Raw genomic sequence first — 14,785 nt, forward strand, 5'->3', positions numbered from 1 at the left:
AAGCGCCTGGTTAAGCAAACTACGCGGCTAGCAAAACGGCCATTGCCCGTGATTGAAGGCAATGGCCGTTTCAGTCTTACCGCTTTTTGCGCCACCCAGTCCGCGCCTCGCGCAAGGAGCGCGAGACGGGAGGCGGTCTATACAGACGCCAGACGCTTAGCTACCCAACGCCGGATCGCTCATGCTGCTGCGGCCCGTTTCCACGTGACCGGCCAGACGCCGCACGAAAGTCGCGTCCGTATTCACGGTCACCGTCAGGTCGTACCAGCCGTAGGCAGCGCGCAGATCCAGATAGATCTCCTCATTATTGCCACCCACCACCGTGCGCGTGAGGGTCATGCTCGGATCGTATGCATTGGTGATGGTGAACTCGCAGCGTGCCGTGCCGAGGTTCTCGAGACGCAACTGCAGGTTGCCGTTGGCGACGTCGTAGCCTTCCGCCACTTCCGGACGGGCCACTTCCGTATGGTTCCACCAGTTCGAAGCGACGGCCGGCTTGCCGGCGAAACGGCGCAGATAGCCGTTCGCGCCGAACACGGTGTAGTCGTAGGTGCCGTTGGCGTTGACCGGCAGCTTATCGTCGAGACGCTTACCGGCTTCGACCGTGTAGCTGCGCGGCGTTGCGCTGCTATTGGTCGCATACACCAGAAACGCTGCACCGGCCTGGCCGCTGTTGACGAAGCGCATCGACAACTGACCTTGCGAAGAAGCCTCGTCCTGCAGGCGCACGAAAAATTCGTAGGGCAGGGCACGCGCGGGACGCACGCCCGCTTCCTGCTTCGGCACGGCCTGGACCAGCGGCGGCAGCGGCACGTAGTCCGGATGACGCAACTGATCCGGCGGCACGTAGCCGGCGGTGCTCGGCAGCGTCGGCTCCGCGTCGTTCGGATTGACGAAGTTGAACGCAGAAGTCAGGTCGCCGCAAATCGCCTGGCGCCACGGCGTGATATTCGATTCGGCGAGATTGTGACTCTGGCCGAAGCGCTTTTCGATGAAGCGAATCACCGACGTATGGTCGAACAGTTGTGAGCACACATAGCCGCCCTTCGACCATGGCGACACCACGAGCATCGGCACGCGCGGTCCGAGACCGTAGGGGCCGTTAGAGTTCGAGCCGGCCGGGTATTGACCGTTACCCGTATAGATTTCGTTGGTGAGCGCGACGGTGGAAAGACCGTTGGCGCTCGTGGTGGGCGCAAACGGCGGCGCCATGTGATCGAAGAAGCCGTCGTTCTCGTCGTAGTTGATGAGCAACACTGTCTTGCTCCACACCTCCGGGTTCGACGTCAGAATCTGCAGTACCTGGTCGACGTACCACGCGCCGTAGTTGGCGGGCCAGTTCGGGTGCTCGGAATAGGCTTCCGGCGCGACGATCCACGAGACCTGTGGCAGCGTGTTGTTCGCTATGTCCTGCTTCAGGATATCGAAGTAAGTGCCGCCGGTCGACACGTTGGTGCCGATGCGTGCCTTGTCGTACAGCGGATTGCCCGGTTGCGCGTTGCGGTACTGGTCGAAGTAGAGCAGCGAGTTGTCGCCGTAGTTGCCGATGTAAGGGTTTGCGGTCCAGCCCCACGAACCGGCGGCATTGAGGCCGGTGCCCATGTCCTGATAGATCTTCCACGAAATACCCGCGTTTTGCAGGACTTCTGGATAGGTCGACCAGCCGTAGCCGAGTTCGGCGTTGTCGATCACCGGGCCGCCGCCGCTGCCATCGTTACCCACCCAGCCGGTCCACATGTAGTAGCGGTTCGGATCCGTCGGGGCCATGATCGAGCAGTGGTATGCGTCGCAGATCGTGAACGCGTCGGCGAGTGCGTAGTGGAACGGAATGTCTTCACGCGTCATGTACGCCATCGTCGTAGTGCCCTTGGCCGGCACCCACTGGTCGTAGAGACCGCCGTTCCATGCAGTGTGCGTGGTGTTCCAGTCGTGCGCCAGATCCTGCAGGAACTGCAGGCCCAGATTCGGCGCGCTCGGACGGAACGGCAGCACATAGGCGGCGTCCGCGGCGGCGCCCTCGGCGAGCGGCTGATACCACACCGGATTGCCGGTAGGCAGCGAGACCGCACGCGTGTCACCGAAACCGCGCACGCCGCGCAGCGTGCCGAAATAGTGATCGAACGAGCGGTTTTCCTGCATCAGGATGATGATGTGCTCAACGTCCTGGATGCTGCCTGTTGCGTTGTTGGCGGGGAGCGCAAGCGCGTTGCGGATGCCGAGCGGCAGCATGCCTAACGCGGTTGCGGAACCGGCAGCCGAAGCGGCTGCGCGCAGAAACTCACGGCGATTTTTTGATGTCATGTTGGGCTTCGATCTTCAGGAGAAGGAATATGCGCGACGGCAAACGGGTACAGAATTAACCGGCGCGGGGAGTCAGGCGACCTCAATCAACGGTGTGAATCACGGGTGTTGCAAGACTGTCGGATGCGGCTGCGCCGACCTGCGCGTGGGCGGGCGGCGGTGTCTGGATGGTTTGCGCCGGCAAGGCGGTCTGCGCCGTTTGGGCCGCAGTGTTTTGCGGCACCGCCCAGGGCGCTGGCGGGGCGGCGTTGATTTGTTCGGCGGTGGTGGTGGGTGTCTCGGGCGGCTTGTTGTCGTCGTTGCCGCAGGCACTCACGAACAGGCACAAGGATGCCGCGAAGATGCTTGCCCAGAGCACGCGTAAGCACGCGCCTGGCCCCGTCACCAAACGTTTGCCTACGGAGTTTTCGTTGAACAAAACGCTACACGCAGACCTGGCGAACATGGGAGGTCCTTGACGGTGGGAAGGAATCTGGCGAGGGTGTGGGGTCCCTCGCTCATCACCGCCAAAGCATAACTACTTACCTGTGTAAGATTTATGAACGTTGGGTAAGAAGTTGCGATTGTGTAGGTTTGCGCATTTTGCAAATGCCAGCCGAGGCACGCTTTGATGGCCCGTTCGCGTCAATCCTGGTGGTTCGCCTCGACAAATTCGACAATCGCCGCATTGAGCGCGGCAGGGGCATCGCGATGTGGCGAATGCCCGCAAGCGTCGAGCTTGGCAAGGCGCGCGTGCGGCACCTGCTCGGCGACCGCATCGATATGCGCCATGGTGCCGTAGTGATCGTCATGACCCTGCACGGCGAGCAGTGGGCAGCGAATCGCGCGCAGCGTGTCGACTATGCTCCAGCTTCTGAACGCCGGGCTTAACCAGATGTCGCTCCAGCCGTAGAACGCCGAATCGACATCGTCGTGATAGCGGCTGAGCTTCTCGCGCAGATCGGCTTTCTGGTAGGCAGCTTTGGTCTCTCCGATACCTTGCAGCGAGATGTCTTCGACAAACACATGAGGCGCGATGGAGACGGCGCCTGCCAGTTGATCAGGACACAAAGCAGCGTACAGCAGCGCGATCGAACCGCCGTCGCTATGGCCGATGACCCACATGCGTCGGCGTTGCCCGGCATCGACACCGAGTGTGTCCAATAGCGCCGGCAAAATCTCGCGTGCCTGGATGGTCAGAAAATCCACCGGCCAGATGATGTTGTGAGGCCGCGGTGTCGAGCGTCCATAGCCGGGCCGTGAATAGACGAGACCGCGCATGCCAAGCTGCTCGCAAAGTTGTTGGGGCCATTCGCGCCACATGGCAATCGAGCCCAACCCCTCGTGCAAAAAGACGGCGATGGGTGCATCGCTTAGTGCCTGATTGACCCACTGGTACTCGATTCGCAGCGCATCGCGCGTGGCGGTGGCGGGCAGGATGGCGAATTCGCTCGCCGTTACTACTGTCGCTACGGTTGCTGCGTCTGCGGTTGTTGCCGGGTTGTGCATGGACCACCTAAGGTTATTCGCGTAGTTCGAAACGTAACGAGCCGCTTCGTCTATAGACGCATCGAGACGCGAGTCTCCGCTTGCGGTTTAGCGTGCAGTAGGCGACACCGCGCCACACGCGCGAATCACCAGTTGCACCACTTCCTCAGTCGAGGCATTAAAGGCCTTCTGGGTCAGCGCACGCTTGCCGCCAAGCGCCAGAATCTGCGCATCGAAATCCGCATAGTGCTGCGTGGTCGCCCAGATCATGTACATCAAGGTCTGCGCACTGACCGGCGCCAGCAGGCCGCGGGCGATCCAGTCGTCGATGACAGTGACACGGCTTTCGAGCCAGGGCTTCACGCGTTGCGTGAGGATGTCCTGCATATGCTCCGCGCCGTGGATGATCTCGTTGGCCCACACCTTCGATCCGAGCGGTCGCCGCCGCGACAATTCCATTTTCGCGCGCACGTAGCCGCTGATCGCTTCCACCGGATCGTCGCTGCCCTCGAAGGTATCCGCGGCGCGATGCCAGTCTTCGAACAGGTCTTCGAGCACCCGGCGATACAGCGCGAGCTTTGTAGGGAAGTAGTAATGCAGGTTGGCTTTCGGTAAGCCTGCACGTTCAGCGATCATCGCAGTGCTGGTCCCTTCCAGGCCGCGCTCGGCGAATACGGCTTCCGCGCAGGCCAGCAGATGGGCCTCGTTCGATTCGCGGATGTGCGCCTTGCGCCGCCGCAAAGGCGTGGGCGTCTCGTCGTTTTCAGCAATGTCGGCTGCCACTTCGTCGTGTCTCATCGTTGGCCTCGCGCGGCGTGCATGCCGCGTCGCGCTTCATTCTAGTCGTTTGGGCCGCGCTGGACACGCTCAATCGAATCACGCCCAAACCACATGCTGCGCTGCAATGGCACGTTTCTCGCTCTGTATCGCAGCGTACAAAAGGCATTGATTTAGCGGAGTTAATCGGCTACAACCTGTCCAACTGGACAGGATTGGAGGAGAGGCTGGCACCCCAGGGTTAGCCCTCTGTCGAGCGCGTGCGAAACGGCCTAGGGTGTGCACCGTGGTCGTGCGAAAACGCCCCAAAATCCGCCGGAGATGCACCAGTTTTATAAGGCGCGCAGGGCGTCTGGATTCATCGAAAGGAGCGAGACGAATGAACGCGGTATCCGAGGCGTTAAAGCACGCTGAACCCGATACGTCGATCAAGATCGACGGCAAGCGTCTGTGGGACAGCCTGATGACGATGGCGAAGATCGGCGCAACCCCTAAGGGCGGTGTTTGCCGCCTCGCGCTGACTGATCTCGACAAGGAAGGGCGTGACCTGATCGTGAGTTGGGCTAAGGAGGCGGGTTGCACGGTGACGGTCGACCAGATGGGCAACGTCTTCATGCGCCGTGCGGGGCGCAACCCGAACGCGCTGCCGGTGATGACTGGCTCGCATGCGGATTCGCAGCCGACCGGCGGCCGTTTCGACGGCATATACGGTGTGCTGGGCGGCCTTGAAGTGATTCGCAGTCTGAACGATCACGGCATCGAGACTGAGCATCCGGTCGAGGTGGTGATCTGGACCAACGAGGAAGGCTCGCGTTTTGCACCGGCGATGGTGGCCTCGGGCGTGTTTGCCGGAGTGTTCTCGCTTGAGTATGGCCTGTCGCGCAAGGACGTGGACGGCAAGACCATCGGCGAGGAGTTGAAGCGCATCGGCTATGCGGGCGACGTGCCGTGCGGTGGCCGGCCCTTGCATGCCGCGTTCGAATTGCATATCGAACAGGGGCCGATTCTTGAAGCGGAGCACAAGACCATTGGCGTCGTGACCGATGCGCAGGGGCAACGCTGGTACGAAATCACGCTGACGGGACAGGAAGCGCATGCGGGTCCCACGCCGATGCCACGCCGCCGCGATGCGCTGCTCGGTGCGGCGCGAGTGGTCGATCTGGTCAATCGCATCGGGCTCGACAACGCGCCATTTGGCTGCGCGACGGTCGGCATGATGCAGGTGCACCCGAATTCACGCAACGTGATTCCGGGCCGTGTGTTTTTCACCGTGGACTTCCGTCATCCGGACGATGCCGTGCTCGCGAAAATGGATGCTGCGCTGCGCGAAGGCGTTGAGCGTATCGCGACTGGCATAGGCCTTGAAACCGAGCTCGAACAGATTTTCTATTACAAGCCCGTTGCCTTCGACGCCGCCTGTGTGAAGTCAGTGCGCGCAGCTGCGCAACGCTTCGGCTATCCGCATCGCGACATTGTGTCGGGCGCGGGCCACGACGCCTGCTATCTGTCGCAGGTCGCGCCGACGTCGATGGTGTTCGTGCCCTGCGTCGACGGGATCAGTCACAACGAGATCGAGGACGCCACGCTCGAATGGATCGAGGCGGGCGCCAATGTGCTGCTGCACGCCATGCTGGAGCGTGCCTGCGAACCGGCTTCATGAGCTTGCAAGGGTGACAAAGGCGCTTCGTTGACCTGGTCTGGTCCGCGTAGGCGTCTTTAGAAAAGCCTGACCGTATTGCTTATAAAACAAGCCGTCCCGACTGCGCGCGAGCGCAGCCGGCGGGTACGGCTACGTCCTCACATTCAAGAAGGAACGTGTATGGCCATCAAGCATACCGGCGACATTGCCCCGCATCGTCTGTCGCCCGAGCAGCTTTCCTGCGAATTTACCGACATCGCGCCCTTGCTCGATCCTGCTGCCGCAGCGGTGGCCGCGAGCCGCTGTCACTACTGCTACGACGCGCCGTGCATAGAGGCGTGCCCGACGCAGATCGATATTCCGAGCTTCATCCGCAAGATCGGCAACGGCAATCTGAAAGGAGCTGCCGTCGATATTCTTTCGGCGAATCCGCTCGGTGGCATGTGCTCGCGGGTTTGCCCGACCGAGATCCTTTGCGAAGGTGCTTGCGTGCGCAACCATCAGGACGAAAAACCGGTAGCGATCGGCGCGCTGCAGCGTCATGCGACCGATTGGGCGATGGCTCGCGGCGAGGTGTTGTTCAAGCGCGCAGCCGATACGGGCCGTCACGTCGCGGTGGTCGGCGCGGGGCCGGCAGGCCTCGCGTGCGCGCATCGCCTCGCGCTGGCCGGCCATCGCGTGACGATCTACGGCGCCCGCGAGAAGGCAGGCGGCCTCAACGAATACGGCATTGCGGCGTACAAGACGGTCGACGATTTCGCGCAGCGTGAGGTGGCATGGCTGTGCTCGGTGGGCGGCATTGAAATCAAAAACGGTGTGGCGCTCGGACGCGACGTGACGCTTGATGCGCTGCGCAAGCAGCATGACGCGGTGTTTCTGGCGATTGGCCTCACCGGCGTGCGTGAATTGGCAATGGAAGGCGAGGACCTCGGCGGCGTACTGAACGCGGTGGACTTCATCGAGCAGGTACGCCAGGCAAGCGACCTCGCGACCGTGCCGGTGGGACGCCGTGTCGTCGTGATAGGCGGCGGCAATACGGCAGTGGACGCGGCCGTGCAAAGCCGCAAGCTGGGCGCAACGATGGTGTCGATGGTCTATCGCCGCGGTGTGGAGACGATGAGCGCAACGTGGGCTGAGCGCGAGTTCGCGCAGAGTCAGGGCGTGACGCTGATCACGCACGCGAAGCCGGTCCGACTGATTGGCAGTGACGGCAACGTGACGGGCGTCGAATTCGAGCGCACGTCGGCCGAGGGCACGGAGCGTTTCATTCTGGAGGCGGACATGGTGCTGAAGGCCATCGGCCAGACGCTGGTCGCAGTGGGTGTCGAGCGCGAGTTGCTGACTCTCGACGGTAGCCGGATTGCCGTGGAGGCCAACGGGCAGACGTCATTGCCGGATGTCTGGGCAGGCGGCGATTGTGCCGCGACGGGCGGCGTCGATCTGACCGTGCAGGCGGTGCAGGACGGCAAGCTGGCGGCAGCCGGCATCGATGCTCACTTTGCTCGCACGGCGATCAAGGCCGCCTAGCGAATAGCGAGCGCGCCGCGCCCAAGCCAAACATCCGACATCAAGATAAAACAGAGTCCCAAGGAGCCGAACATGGCCGATCTGCGCTGTACGATTGCCGGCATCACGTCGCCGAACCCTTTCTGGCTCGCGTCCGCACCGCCGACCGATAAAGCCTATAACGTCAACCGCGCCTTCGAAGCAGGCTGGGGCGGAGTGGTCTGGAAAACCCTGGGCCTCGACCCGCACGTGGTCAATGTCAGCTCGCGCTACGGCGCGGTGCAATGGAACGGCCAACGCATCGCAGGCCTGAACAATATCGAACTGATCACCGACCGGCCTCTTGACGTCAACCTGCGCGAGATCGCCCAGGTCAAGCGCGACTGGCCGGATCGCGCGCTGATCGTCTCGCTGATGGTGCCGTGCAACGAAAGCGACTGGAAATGGATCCTGCCGCTCGTCGAAGACACCGGCGCCGATGCGGTCGAGCTGAACTTCGGTTGCCCACACGGCATGAGCGAGCGTGGCATGGGCGCGGCGGTAGGCCAGGTGCCCGAATACGTAGAGATGGTCACGCGCTGGGTCAAAGAGGGCACGAAGCTGCCATGCCTCGTGAAACTCACGCCGAACATCAGCGATATCCGCATGGGTTCGCGAGCGGCCTACAAGGGTGGTGCGGATGGCGTGTCGCTGATCAACACCATCAACTCGATCGTCGGCGTGGATCTGGATGTGATGGCGCCCATGCCGATCGTCGACGGCAAGGGTACGCACGGCGGCTACTGTGGCCCGGCCGTCAAGCCGATTGCGTTGAACATGGTGGCCGAAATTGCACGCGACGTTGAAACGCCGGGTCTGCCGATCTCCGGCATCGGCGGCATTTCCACGTGGCGCGATGCCGCGGAATTCATCGTGCTGGGCGCGGGCAGCGTGCAGGTCTGCACGGCGGCGATGCACTACGGCTTTCGGATCGTCTCGGATCTGGCTGACGGCCTGTCGAACTGGATGGACGAGAAAGGCTACGCGACGCTCGACGAGATCCGCGGCCGCGCCGTGCCCAACGTCACCGACTGGAAGTACCTGAATCTCAAGTACGACATCAAGGCTCGCATCGATCAGGACAAGTGCATCCAGTGCGGGCTGTGCCATATCGCCTGCGAAGACACGGCGCACCAGGCGATCACGCGCGAAAAGGATGGCGTCCGGCATTTTGAAGTGGTGGACTCCGAATGTGTTGGGTGTAACTTATGCATGCACGTATGCCCGGTCGAGCAGTGCATCACGATGGAACGCGTCGACGCCGGCGCATATGCCAACTGGACCACGCATCCGAACAACCCGTCGCGGGTGGATGCAGCCGGGCTAGAGGATGCAGCGCAGGACACCGCGAAAGCCGCATGAGGAAAGAAGGCGAGAACCCGCAAAAGTGAAGCGTTTGTACCGAAGCCTGTTCTGATCCGGTCCGATGCATCCCCAGAAGATGCGCAGGCCTAAGCGATTCAGCGATTCAACGACCCAGTGGAGATCATTCAATGAAGCAGACAGCGCAAACCGTCGATCCGCAGCTAGCGGCCGGCGCGCAAGGCAGCAGTCTTTACAACGACGACCTGGCTCCAACCGGCGTCGCGCAGCGCACGTGGAAGTGGTATCACTTCGCGGCGCTGTGGGTGGGGATGGTCATGAATATCGCTTCATACATGCTGGCGGCCGGCTTGACGGAGCAGGGCATGTCGCCGTGGCAGGCGGTGGTGACCGTGCTGCTGGGCAACCTGATCGTGCTGGCGCCGATGCTGCTGATCGGCCATGCGGGCGCCAAACACGGCATTCCGTATGCGGTGCTGGTGCGTTCGTCGTTCGGCACGCAAGGAGCAAAACTGCCGGCCATGCTGCGGGCGATCGTGGCGTGCGGCTGGTATGGGATCCAAACGTGGCTTGGCGGCAGCGCGATCTATACGCTGCTCAATATCCTGACCGGCAATGCGCTGCACGGCGACGCGTTGCCGTTCCTCGACATCTCGCTCGGGCAACTGGCGTGTTTCCTCGTGTTTTGGGCCTTGCAGATCTACTTCATTGTGCACGGCACCGATTCGATCCGCTGGCTCGAAAGCTGGTCGGCGCCGATCAAGGTGGTGATGTGTGTCGCGCTCGTGTGGTGGGCTACATCAAAGGCTGGCGGTATTGGTTCGATGCTCTCGGCGCCGTCGCAATTCGTGGCCGGCGGCAAGAAAGAAGGGCTCTTCTGGGTGACCTTCTGGCCGGGGCTGACGGCGATGGTCGGCTTTTGGGCCACGCTTGCGCTGAACATTCCAGACTTCACGCGTTTTGCCCGTTCGCAGCGCGATCAGATCATCGGCCAGTCGATTGGCTTGCCGGCGCCGATGGCCTTGCTCTCGGTGATCTCCGTGGTGGTGACGTCGGCGACGGTGGTGATCTACGGCAAGGCAATCTGGGATCCTATCGATCTCACCAGCCGCATGACTGGCATCGGCGTAGGCGTTGCACTGGTGATCCTGACGCTGGATACGATGTGTTGCAACCTTGCTGCCAACCTCGTCGGGCCGGCCTATGACTTCTCGAGCCTGTGGCCGAAGGGGATTTCGTATCGCGTGGGCGGCATGATTACCGCGACCATCGCGATTGTGATGATGCCTTGGAAGATTCTGGCCACGACGCAGGGCTATATCTTCACGTGGCTGGTGGGCTATTCGGCCTTGCTCGGACCCGTCGCCGGCATTCTGATGGTCGATTACTTCCTGATTCGCGGCACGCGGCTCGATCCGCGCGAACTGTTCGACGAAAACGGCGAGTACAGTTACACAGGCGGCTGGAATATCGGCGCCGTGGTGGCGCTGCTGGTGGGCGTGTTGCCGAACCTGCCGGGATTTTTGCATACCGCGTTTCCGGCGACGTTCCCGAACGTGCCGGCATTCTTCAATACGCTCTACACGTATGCGTGGTTCGTGGGCCTCGCGCTCGCGTCCATCGTCTATAGCGCCTGGATGAAGTTGAGCAAAGGACTGAGTGCGCGGGTTGCCAGCGCATGAGGCGCATGTTGAGCGGGTGGGCCGGGTGGCCCGCCGCTTCGATGCGGTAACAGTAACAGCGGCAATGAACACGTAGCAGTTAATGAGGAGGCAGCAAGATGACGACCCTGATTCGCGGCGGCACGGTAATCGACGCGGACCGTAGCTGGCGGGCGGACGTGTTGTGCGCGGACCCGCAGGACGGCGGCACGATCCTGCAGATCGGCCCGGACCTGGAGGTGCCGGCGGGCGCGTCGATTGTCGACGCACACGGACAGTATGTGATGCCAGGCGGCATCGATCCGCACACGCACATGGAGTTGCCCTTCATGGGAACCACCGCCAGTGACGATTTCTATACGGGTACCGCAGCAGGCCTCTCGGGCGGCACCACGAGCATCATCGACTTCGTGATTCCGAGCCCGCGCCAGTCACTGATGGAGGCGTTCCATTCATGGCGCGGCTGGGCCGAGAAAGCCTCTTCCGATTACGGTTTTCACGTTGCGGTGACATGGTGGGACGAATCGGTGCATCGCGACATGGGCACGCTCGTGCATGAATATGGCGTGTCGAGCTTCAAGCACTTCATGGCCTACAAGAACGCCATCATGGCCGACGACGAAGTGCTGGTGAACAGCTTCGCACGTTCGCTCGAACTCGGTGCGCTGCCTACCGTCCATGCGGAAAACGGCGAACTGGTGTTCCAGTTGCAGCGGCAGTTGCTGGCACGCGGCATCACCGGGCCGGAAGCGCATCCGCTCTCGCGGCCGCCTGAAGTGGAAGGCGAGGCGGCCAACCGGGCGATCCGGATCGCGCAGGTGCTGGGTGTGCCGGTCTATATCGTGCATGTGTCGTCGAAAGACGCGGCCGACGCGATTGCACGGGCGCGCAGCGAGGGCCTGCGGGTGTTCGGCGAGGTCTTGCCGGGGCACCTGGTGATCGATGAGGCCGTCTATCGCGATCCTGACTGGACTCGTGCAGCGGCGCATGTGATGAGCCCGCCGTTCCGTTCGGCCGAGCATCGCGAGGCGCTGTGGAGCGGTCTGCAAGCAGGGCAGTTGCATACCACTGCGACCGATCATTGCGTATTCTGCGCGTCGCAGAAGGCCATGGGCAGGGAAGACTTCACGAAGATTCCAAACGGCTGCGGCGGTGTCGAAGATCGCATGTCGGTGCTCTGGCATCACGGTGTGAATTCCGGGCGCCTGACGCCAAACGAGTTCGTGCGTATTACCTCCACGAATGCCGCGCAAATCTTCAACCTGTATCCGCGTAAAGGGGCGGTGCAAGTGGGCGCCGATGCGGACATCGTGGTGTGGGACCCGGCCGCGACCAAAACCATCTCGGTCAAGACACACCACCAGAAGGTGGACTTCAACGTATTTGAAGGTATGACCGTGCAGGGCGTGGCAACCCATACGCTCACACGCGGTGCGCTTGCCTGGAAGGACGGCGATTTGCGTGCGGTACGCGGAGCGGGTCAGTATCTGAAACGTCCGCCGAACTCCGCCTACTTCGACGCGATTCGCGTGGCTAACAAGCTCAAGGAGCCGCACGCGGTTGAGCGGTAATGAGTGTGACCCTGGCCTGTGACTGGTCGTCCACGGGCCAGGCTTTTTGAAAGACCTGTTGGCATCTTCAACGTGTACATGCCGCGAGCGCGAGGCACCCGGATTGACGACGGCGCGCTAACGCTTTTGCCAGACGCGTAGTCCGAACTGCGGCAGGACCCCATACACATGGTCCAGCATGTCTGACTGGATACGTTCGAACGACTCCCAGTCGGTGTTGTCGATATACAGGAACACCTCCAGCGGCAGACCGCGGTCTGTCGTTTGCAGGAGCCGGACCACCAGTGGCATATCGGTTCGAATCGCAGCATGCTGGCGAAAGAATGCCATCAGATAGCGGCGAAACATGCCGAGATTGGTGAGCCGCGGGTCTTCTTCCGCGAAGATCAAGGGCGTCTGCAAATCCGTGCTCGTCTGCAGTTTCGCAAACAATTCCTCATCGCCAAACCGGATGCTGTCGACGTCCAGATGAATCTCGTGCCTGAGACGCCGTCCGCCGGATTCGACCATGCCCCGCCAGTTCTTGACGCCATTGCTCAGCAGTACATAGCTGGGTATGGTCACAATGGAGTTGTCGAAATTGCGCACCGTGATCGTGTTCAAGGCAATGTCGACGACCGTGCCGTCGGCTACGAAGCCCGGCACTTCGATCCAGTCGCCCAGGCGCAGCATGTCGTACGCGGCCAGTTGAATGCTGGCCACAAAGCCCAGTAGCGAATCGCGAAAGATGATGATCAGGAGTGCGGTCATCGCGCTCACGCCGGTGAGGAAATAAGCTGGCGAGCGATGCAGCAGCACGGAGATGAGCGCGATCAGGGCCGCGAGATACAGGACGATGGTGGTGACCTGCAGGAAGCTCTTGATCGGCCTTTCACTCGCGTGCGGAAAGTGGCTGTAGCGATCTTCAATGCTGGCGAGGAAAGCGAAGGCGGCGCGCAGGGTAGTCAGCACCATGTAGCACGCGGCGAGAGTCTCCAGCGGCGGCCCCAACAGGTAGACCACCGGAAACGTCAGGTTCGATATGAGCGGCGCGGACAGGTAAACAAAATACGCGGGCACGAGCGGCGCGAGGCGGTCGAACACCTTGTGCTTCACGGCGGCTTGCAGCCACTTGCGGCGCTCGCCGCGCGCGAGCCGGCCGACGATCCACAGCATGATGAGACGGGTGAGGTAGTAGCAGAGCGTGCTGGTCAGCAGAATGAGCAGCAGCAATGCAATCACAAGAAGCGTGGCGACGACGGCGCTGTCGGTATGGGCATAGAAATGACGGTGCCCGTCCCGGTCCGTCACGATCTGGAAAATGCCGCCGAACATAGAACCTCGCAGTCGTGAGCAGGTCGTTCGTTGCAGGGCTTCCGGTGGTGGCTGACAACAACCAGCGCAGCACAGATGCGTTACCCAGTCGCCTTGAGCCTTTGCTGCAATGCGGGTGAGGCTGGCCTCGGCGCCTCAGGCGGTATTGTAATGGCGAGCCGCCCCGTCGCGTCTAATACTCTCAAATCCGCGTCCTGGCGGCTTATCACCGATCCGCATATTCTTCGAAAACTTGATGCTTTGTGGAAACGGAGGCCGTTTGCTACAGTCCGCCCACTCTGCCGGGGCGGCTAGCCGGGCAGGCAACTGATTCTCCATACCAATACCTACGGAGCACATTCTCATGAGGTCGATTCGTTCCATCCTGTTGATTGCTCTCCTGCAGGCGGCAGCCTGACCTCGGCTTGACGCTGGCGTTCGCCGCCGCCTTGATCCGCCTGTTTGGCCCGCGCTGGGCGGTGGCTGGCTCGCTCCAGCCTGGCGACCAGCGGCTTGAATTCAGCCGGGAGCACAAGCCCGCGCGCGACGCGGTGCTCGCCATCCGGCGCCGCACTGGCATGGTGTTCCAGAACTTCCAGTTGTTCCCACATCTGACGGTACTCCAGAACGTGATGGAAGGCCTCCTAACGGTTCAGAAGTGGGACAAGGCGCGGGCACGGGAACGTGCGCATGAATTGCTGACAAAAGTGGGCATCGCGCAAAAGGCGGATGCGTGGCCCGCGACCCTTTCCGGTGGACAGCAGCAGCGTGTCGCGATTGCACGGGCACTGGCCCCGTCGCCAGAGGTGCTGTTGTGCGACGAGCCGACCTCGGCGCTCGATCCGGGCCTGGCTGCGGAGGTGGTGGAAGTGCTCAAGCAGCTCGCCAGCGAAGGCATGACGATGCTGATGGCGACACACGACCTGCGGTTGGCCGCGTCGATTGCGCGCGATGTCGTGTTTCTGAGCAACGGCGTGGTGGTGGAGCAGGGCGCGTCGCGGCAGATCTTTACGCAGCCCCGGCAAGCCGAGAGCGCGCGCTTTGTGTCGACGTTGACGCAAACTTTGCCGGACGCGTGGGCCGAATGAGCCGCGCCGCGCTAGCGCGCTCCTGCCACTGACTGAGCCTGCTTGGCAGCCAGCTGCGTATAACGGTTCTGCGGCCGCGGCAGACCCAGATTGTCACGCAGCGTGCGCCCCTCGTATTCG

The 14,785-nt window shown here is 62.0% G+C and carries 10 protein-coding genes and 1 pseudogene; 6 read left to right on the top strand and 5 right to left on the bottom strand.

Annotated features, from left to right (window positions below; all coding sequences use genetic code 11):
* Positions 1-156: 156 nt before the first annotated feature.
* The 4 genes and pseudogenes from P3T40_RS29395 to P3T40_RS29410 form a co-directional block, all read right to left on the bottom strand.
* Positions 157-2,301, bottom strand: coding sequence for a phosphocholine-specific phospholipase C (locus tag P3T40_RS29395; protein ID WP_429271218.1), 2,145 nt, complete (start codon positions 2,299-2,301; stop codon positions 157-159).
* A gap of 82 nt (positions 2,302-2,383) precedes the next feature.
* The gene (locus tag P3T40_RS29400; protein ID WP_429271219.1) at positions 2,384-2,746 is read right to left on the bottom strand and encodes a hypothetical protein; all 363 of its coding nucleotides are present in this window, start codon (positions 2,744-2,746) and stop codon (positions 2,384-2,386) included.
* A 179-nt stretch (positions 2,747-2,925) separates the two neighbouring features.
* The gene (locus tag P3T40_RS29405; protein ID WP_429271220.1) at positions 2,926-3,789 is read right to left on the bottom strand and encodes an alpha/beta fold hydrolase; all 864 of its coding nucleotides are present in this window, start codon (positions 3,787-3,789) and stop codon (positions 2,926-2,928) included.
* A gap of 87 nt (positions 3,790-3,876) precedes the next feature.
* Positions 3,877-4,606, bottom strand: a pseudogene (locus P3T40_RS29410) (TetR/AcrR family transcriptional regulator).
* Between the two features lie 318 nt (positions 4,607-4,924).
* On the opposite strand from P3T40_RS29410, the gene P3T40_RS29415 reads away from it, so the two are divergent.
* The 5 genes from P3T40_RS29415 (at position 4,925) to hydA (ending at position 12,284) form a co-directional block, all read left to right on the top strand.
* Complete coding sequence (locus P3T40_RS29415) at positions 4,925-6,205, top strand: Zn-dependent hydrolase (protein ID WP_429271221.1); 1,281 nt, start codon at positions 4,925-4,927, stop codon at positions 6,203-6,205.
* A 159-nt stretch (positions 6,206-6,364) separates the two neighbouring features.
* The gene (locus P3T40_RS29420; RefSeq protein WP_429271222.1) at positions 6,365-7,711 is read left to right on the top strand and encodes an NAD(P)-dependent oxidoreductase; all 1,347 of its coding nucleotides are present in this window, start codon (positions 6,365-6,367) and stop codon (positions 7,709-7,711) included.
* A gap of 72 nt (positions 7,712-7,783) precedes the next feature.
* Positions 7,784-9,091 carry an NAD-dependent dihydropyrimidine dehydrogenase subunit PreA gene (gene preA / locus P3T40_RS29425; RefSeq protein ID WP_429271223.1) on the top strand — a complete coding sequence of 436 codons (1,308 nt, stop codon included), beginning with the start codon at positions 7,784-7,786 and terminating at the stop codon, positions 9,089-9,091.
* A gap of 131 nt (positions 9,092-9,222) precedes the next feature.
* Entirely contained in the window at positions 9,223-10,734 is a 1,512-nt protein-coding gene (locus tag P3T40_RS29430) for an NCS1 family nucleobase:cation symporter-1 (protein ID WP_429271224.1), read from the top strand.
* Positions 10,735-10,832: 98 nt separating this feature from the next.
* The gene (gene hydA, locus P3T40_RS29435) at positions 10,833-12,284 is read left to right on the top strand and encodes a dihydropyrimidinase (RefSeq protein ID WP_429271225.1); all 1,452 of its coding nucleotides are present in this window, start codon (positions 10,833-10,835) and stop codon (positions 12,282-12,284) included.
* A gap of 117 nt (positions 12,285-12,401) precedes the next feature.
* Here hydA and P3T40_RS29440 read toward each other — a convergent pair whose 3' ends face one another.
* Complete coding sequence (locus tag P3T40_RS29440) at positions 12,402-13,598, bottom strand: mechanosensitive ion channel family protein (RefSeq protein WP_429271226.1); 1,197 nt, start codon at positions 13,596-13,598, stop codon at positions 12,402-12,404.
* A gap of 404 nt (positions 13,599-14,002) precedes the next feature.
* Here P3T40_RS29440 and P3T40_RS29445 point away from each other — a divergent pair, with 404 nt between their 5' ends.
* Entirely contained in the window at positions 14,003-14,665 is a 663-nt protein-coding gene (locus P3T40_RS29445) for an amino acid ABC transporter ATP-binding protein (protein ID WP_429271227.1), read from the top strand.
* The last annotated feature ends 120 nt before the right edge of the window (positions 14,666-14,785 follow it).

This window comes from Paraburkholderia sp. EB58 (assembly GCF_050436665.1).
Taxonomy (GTDB): Bacteria; Pseudomonadota; Gammaproteobacteria; order Burkholderiales; family Burkholderiaceae; genus Paraburkholderia.

What these genes read in the sequence shown, in the direction of transcription:
- P3T40_RS29395 (WP_429271218.1), bottom strand. Translation starts at nt 2,301, where the DNA reads ATGACATCAAAAAATCGCCGTGAGTTTCTGCGCGCAGCCGCTTCGGCT.
- P3T40_RS29400 (WP_429271219.1), bottom strand. Translation starts at nt 2,746, where the DNA reads ATGTTCGCCAGGTCTGCGTGTAGCGTTTTGTTCAACGAAAACTCCGTA.
- P3T40_RS29405 (WP_429271220.1), bottom strand. Translation starts at nt 3,789, where the DNA reads ATGCACAACCCGGCAACAACCGCAGACGCAGCAACCGTAGCGACAGTA.
- P3T40_RS29415 (WP_429271221.1), top strand. Translation starts at nt 4,925, where the DNA reads ATGAACGCGGTATCCGAGGCGTTAAAGCACGCTGAACCCGATACGTCG.
- P3T40_RS29420 (WP_429271222.1), top strand. Translation starts at nt 6,365, where the DNA reads ATGGCCATCAAGCATACCGGCGACATTGCCCCGCATCGTCTGTCGCCC.
- preA (WP_429271223.1), top strand. Translation starts at nt 7,784, where the DNA reads ATGGCCGATCTGCGCTGTACGATTGCCGGCATCACGTCGCCGAACCCT.
- P3T40_RS29430 (WP_429271224.1), top strand. Translation starts at nt 9,223, where the DNA reads ATGAAGCAGACAGCGCAAACCGTCGATCCGCAGCTAGCGGCCGGCGCG.
- hydA (WP_429271225.1), top strand. Translation starts at nt 10,833, where the DNA reads ATGACGACCCTGATTCGCGGCGGCACGGTAATCGACGCGGACCGTAGC.
- P3T40_RS29440 (WP_429271226.1), bottom strand. Translation starts at nt 13,598, where the DNA reads ATGTTCGGCGGCATTTTCCAGATCGTGACGGACCGGGACGGGCACCGT.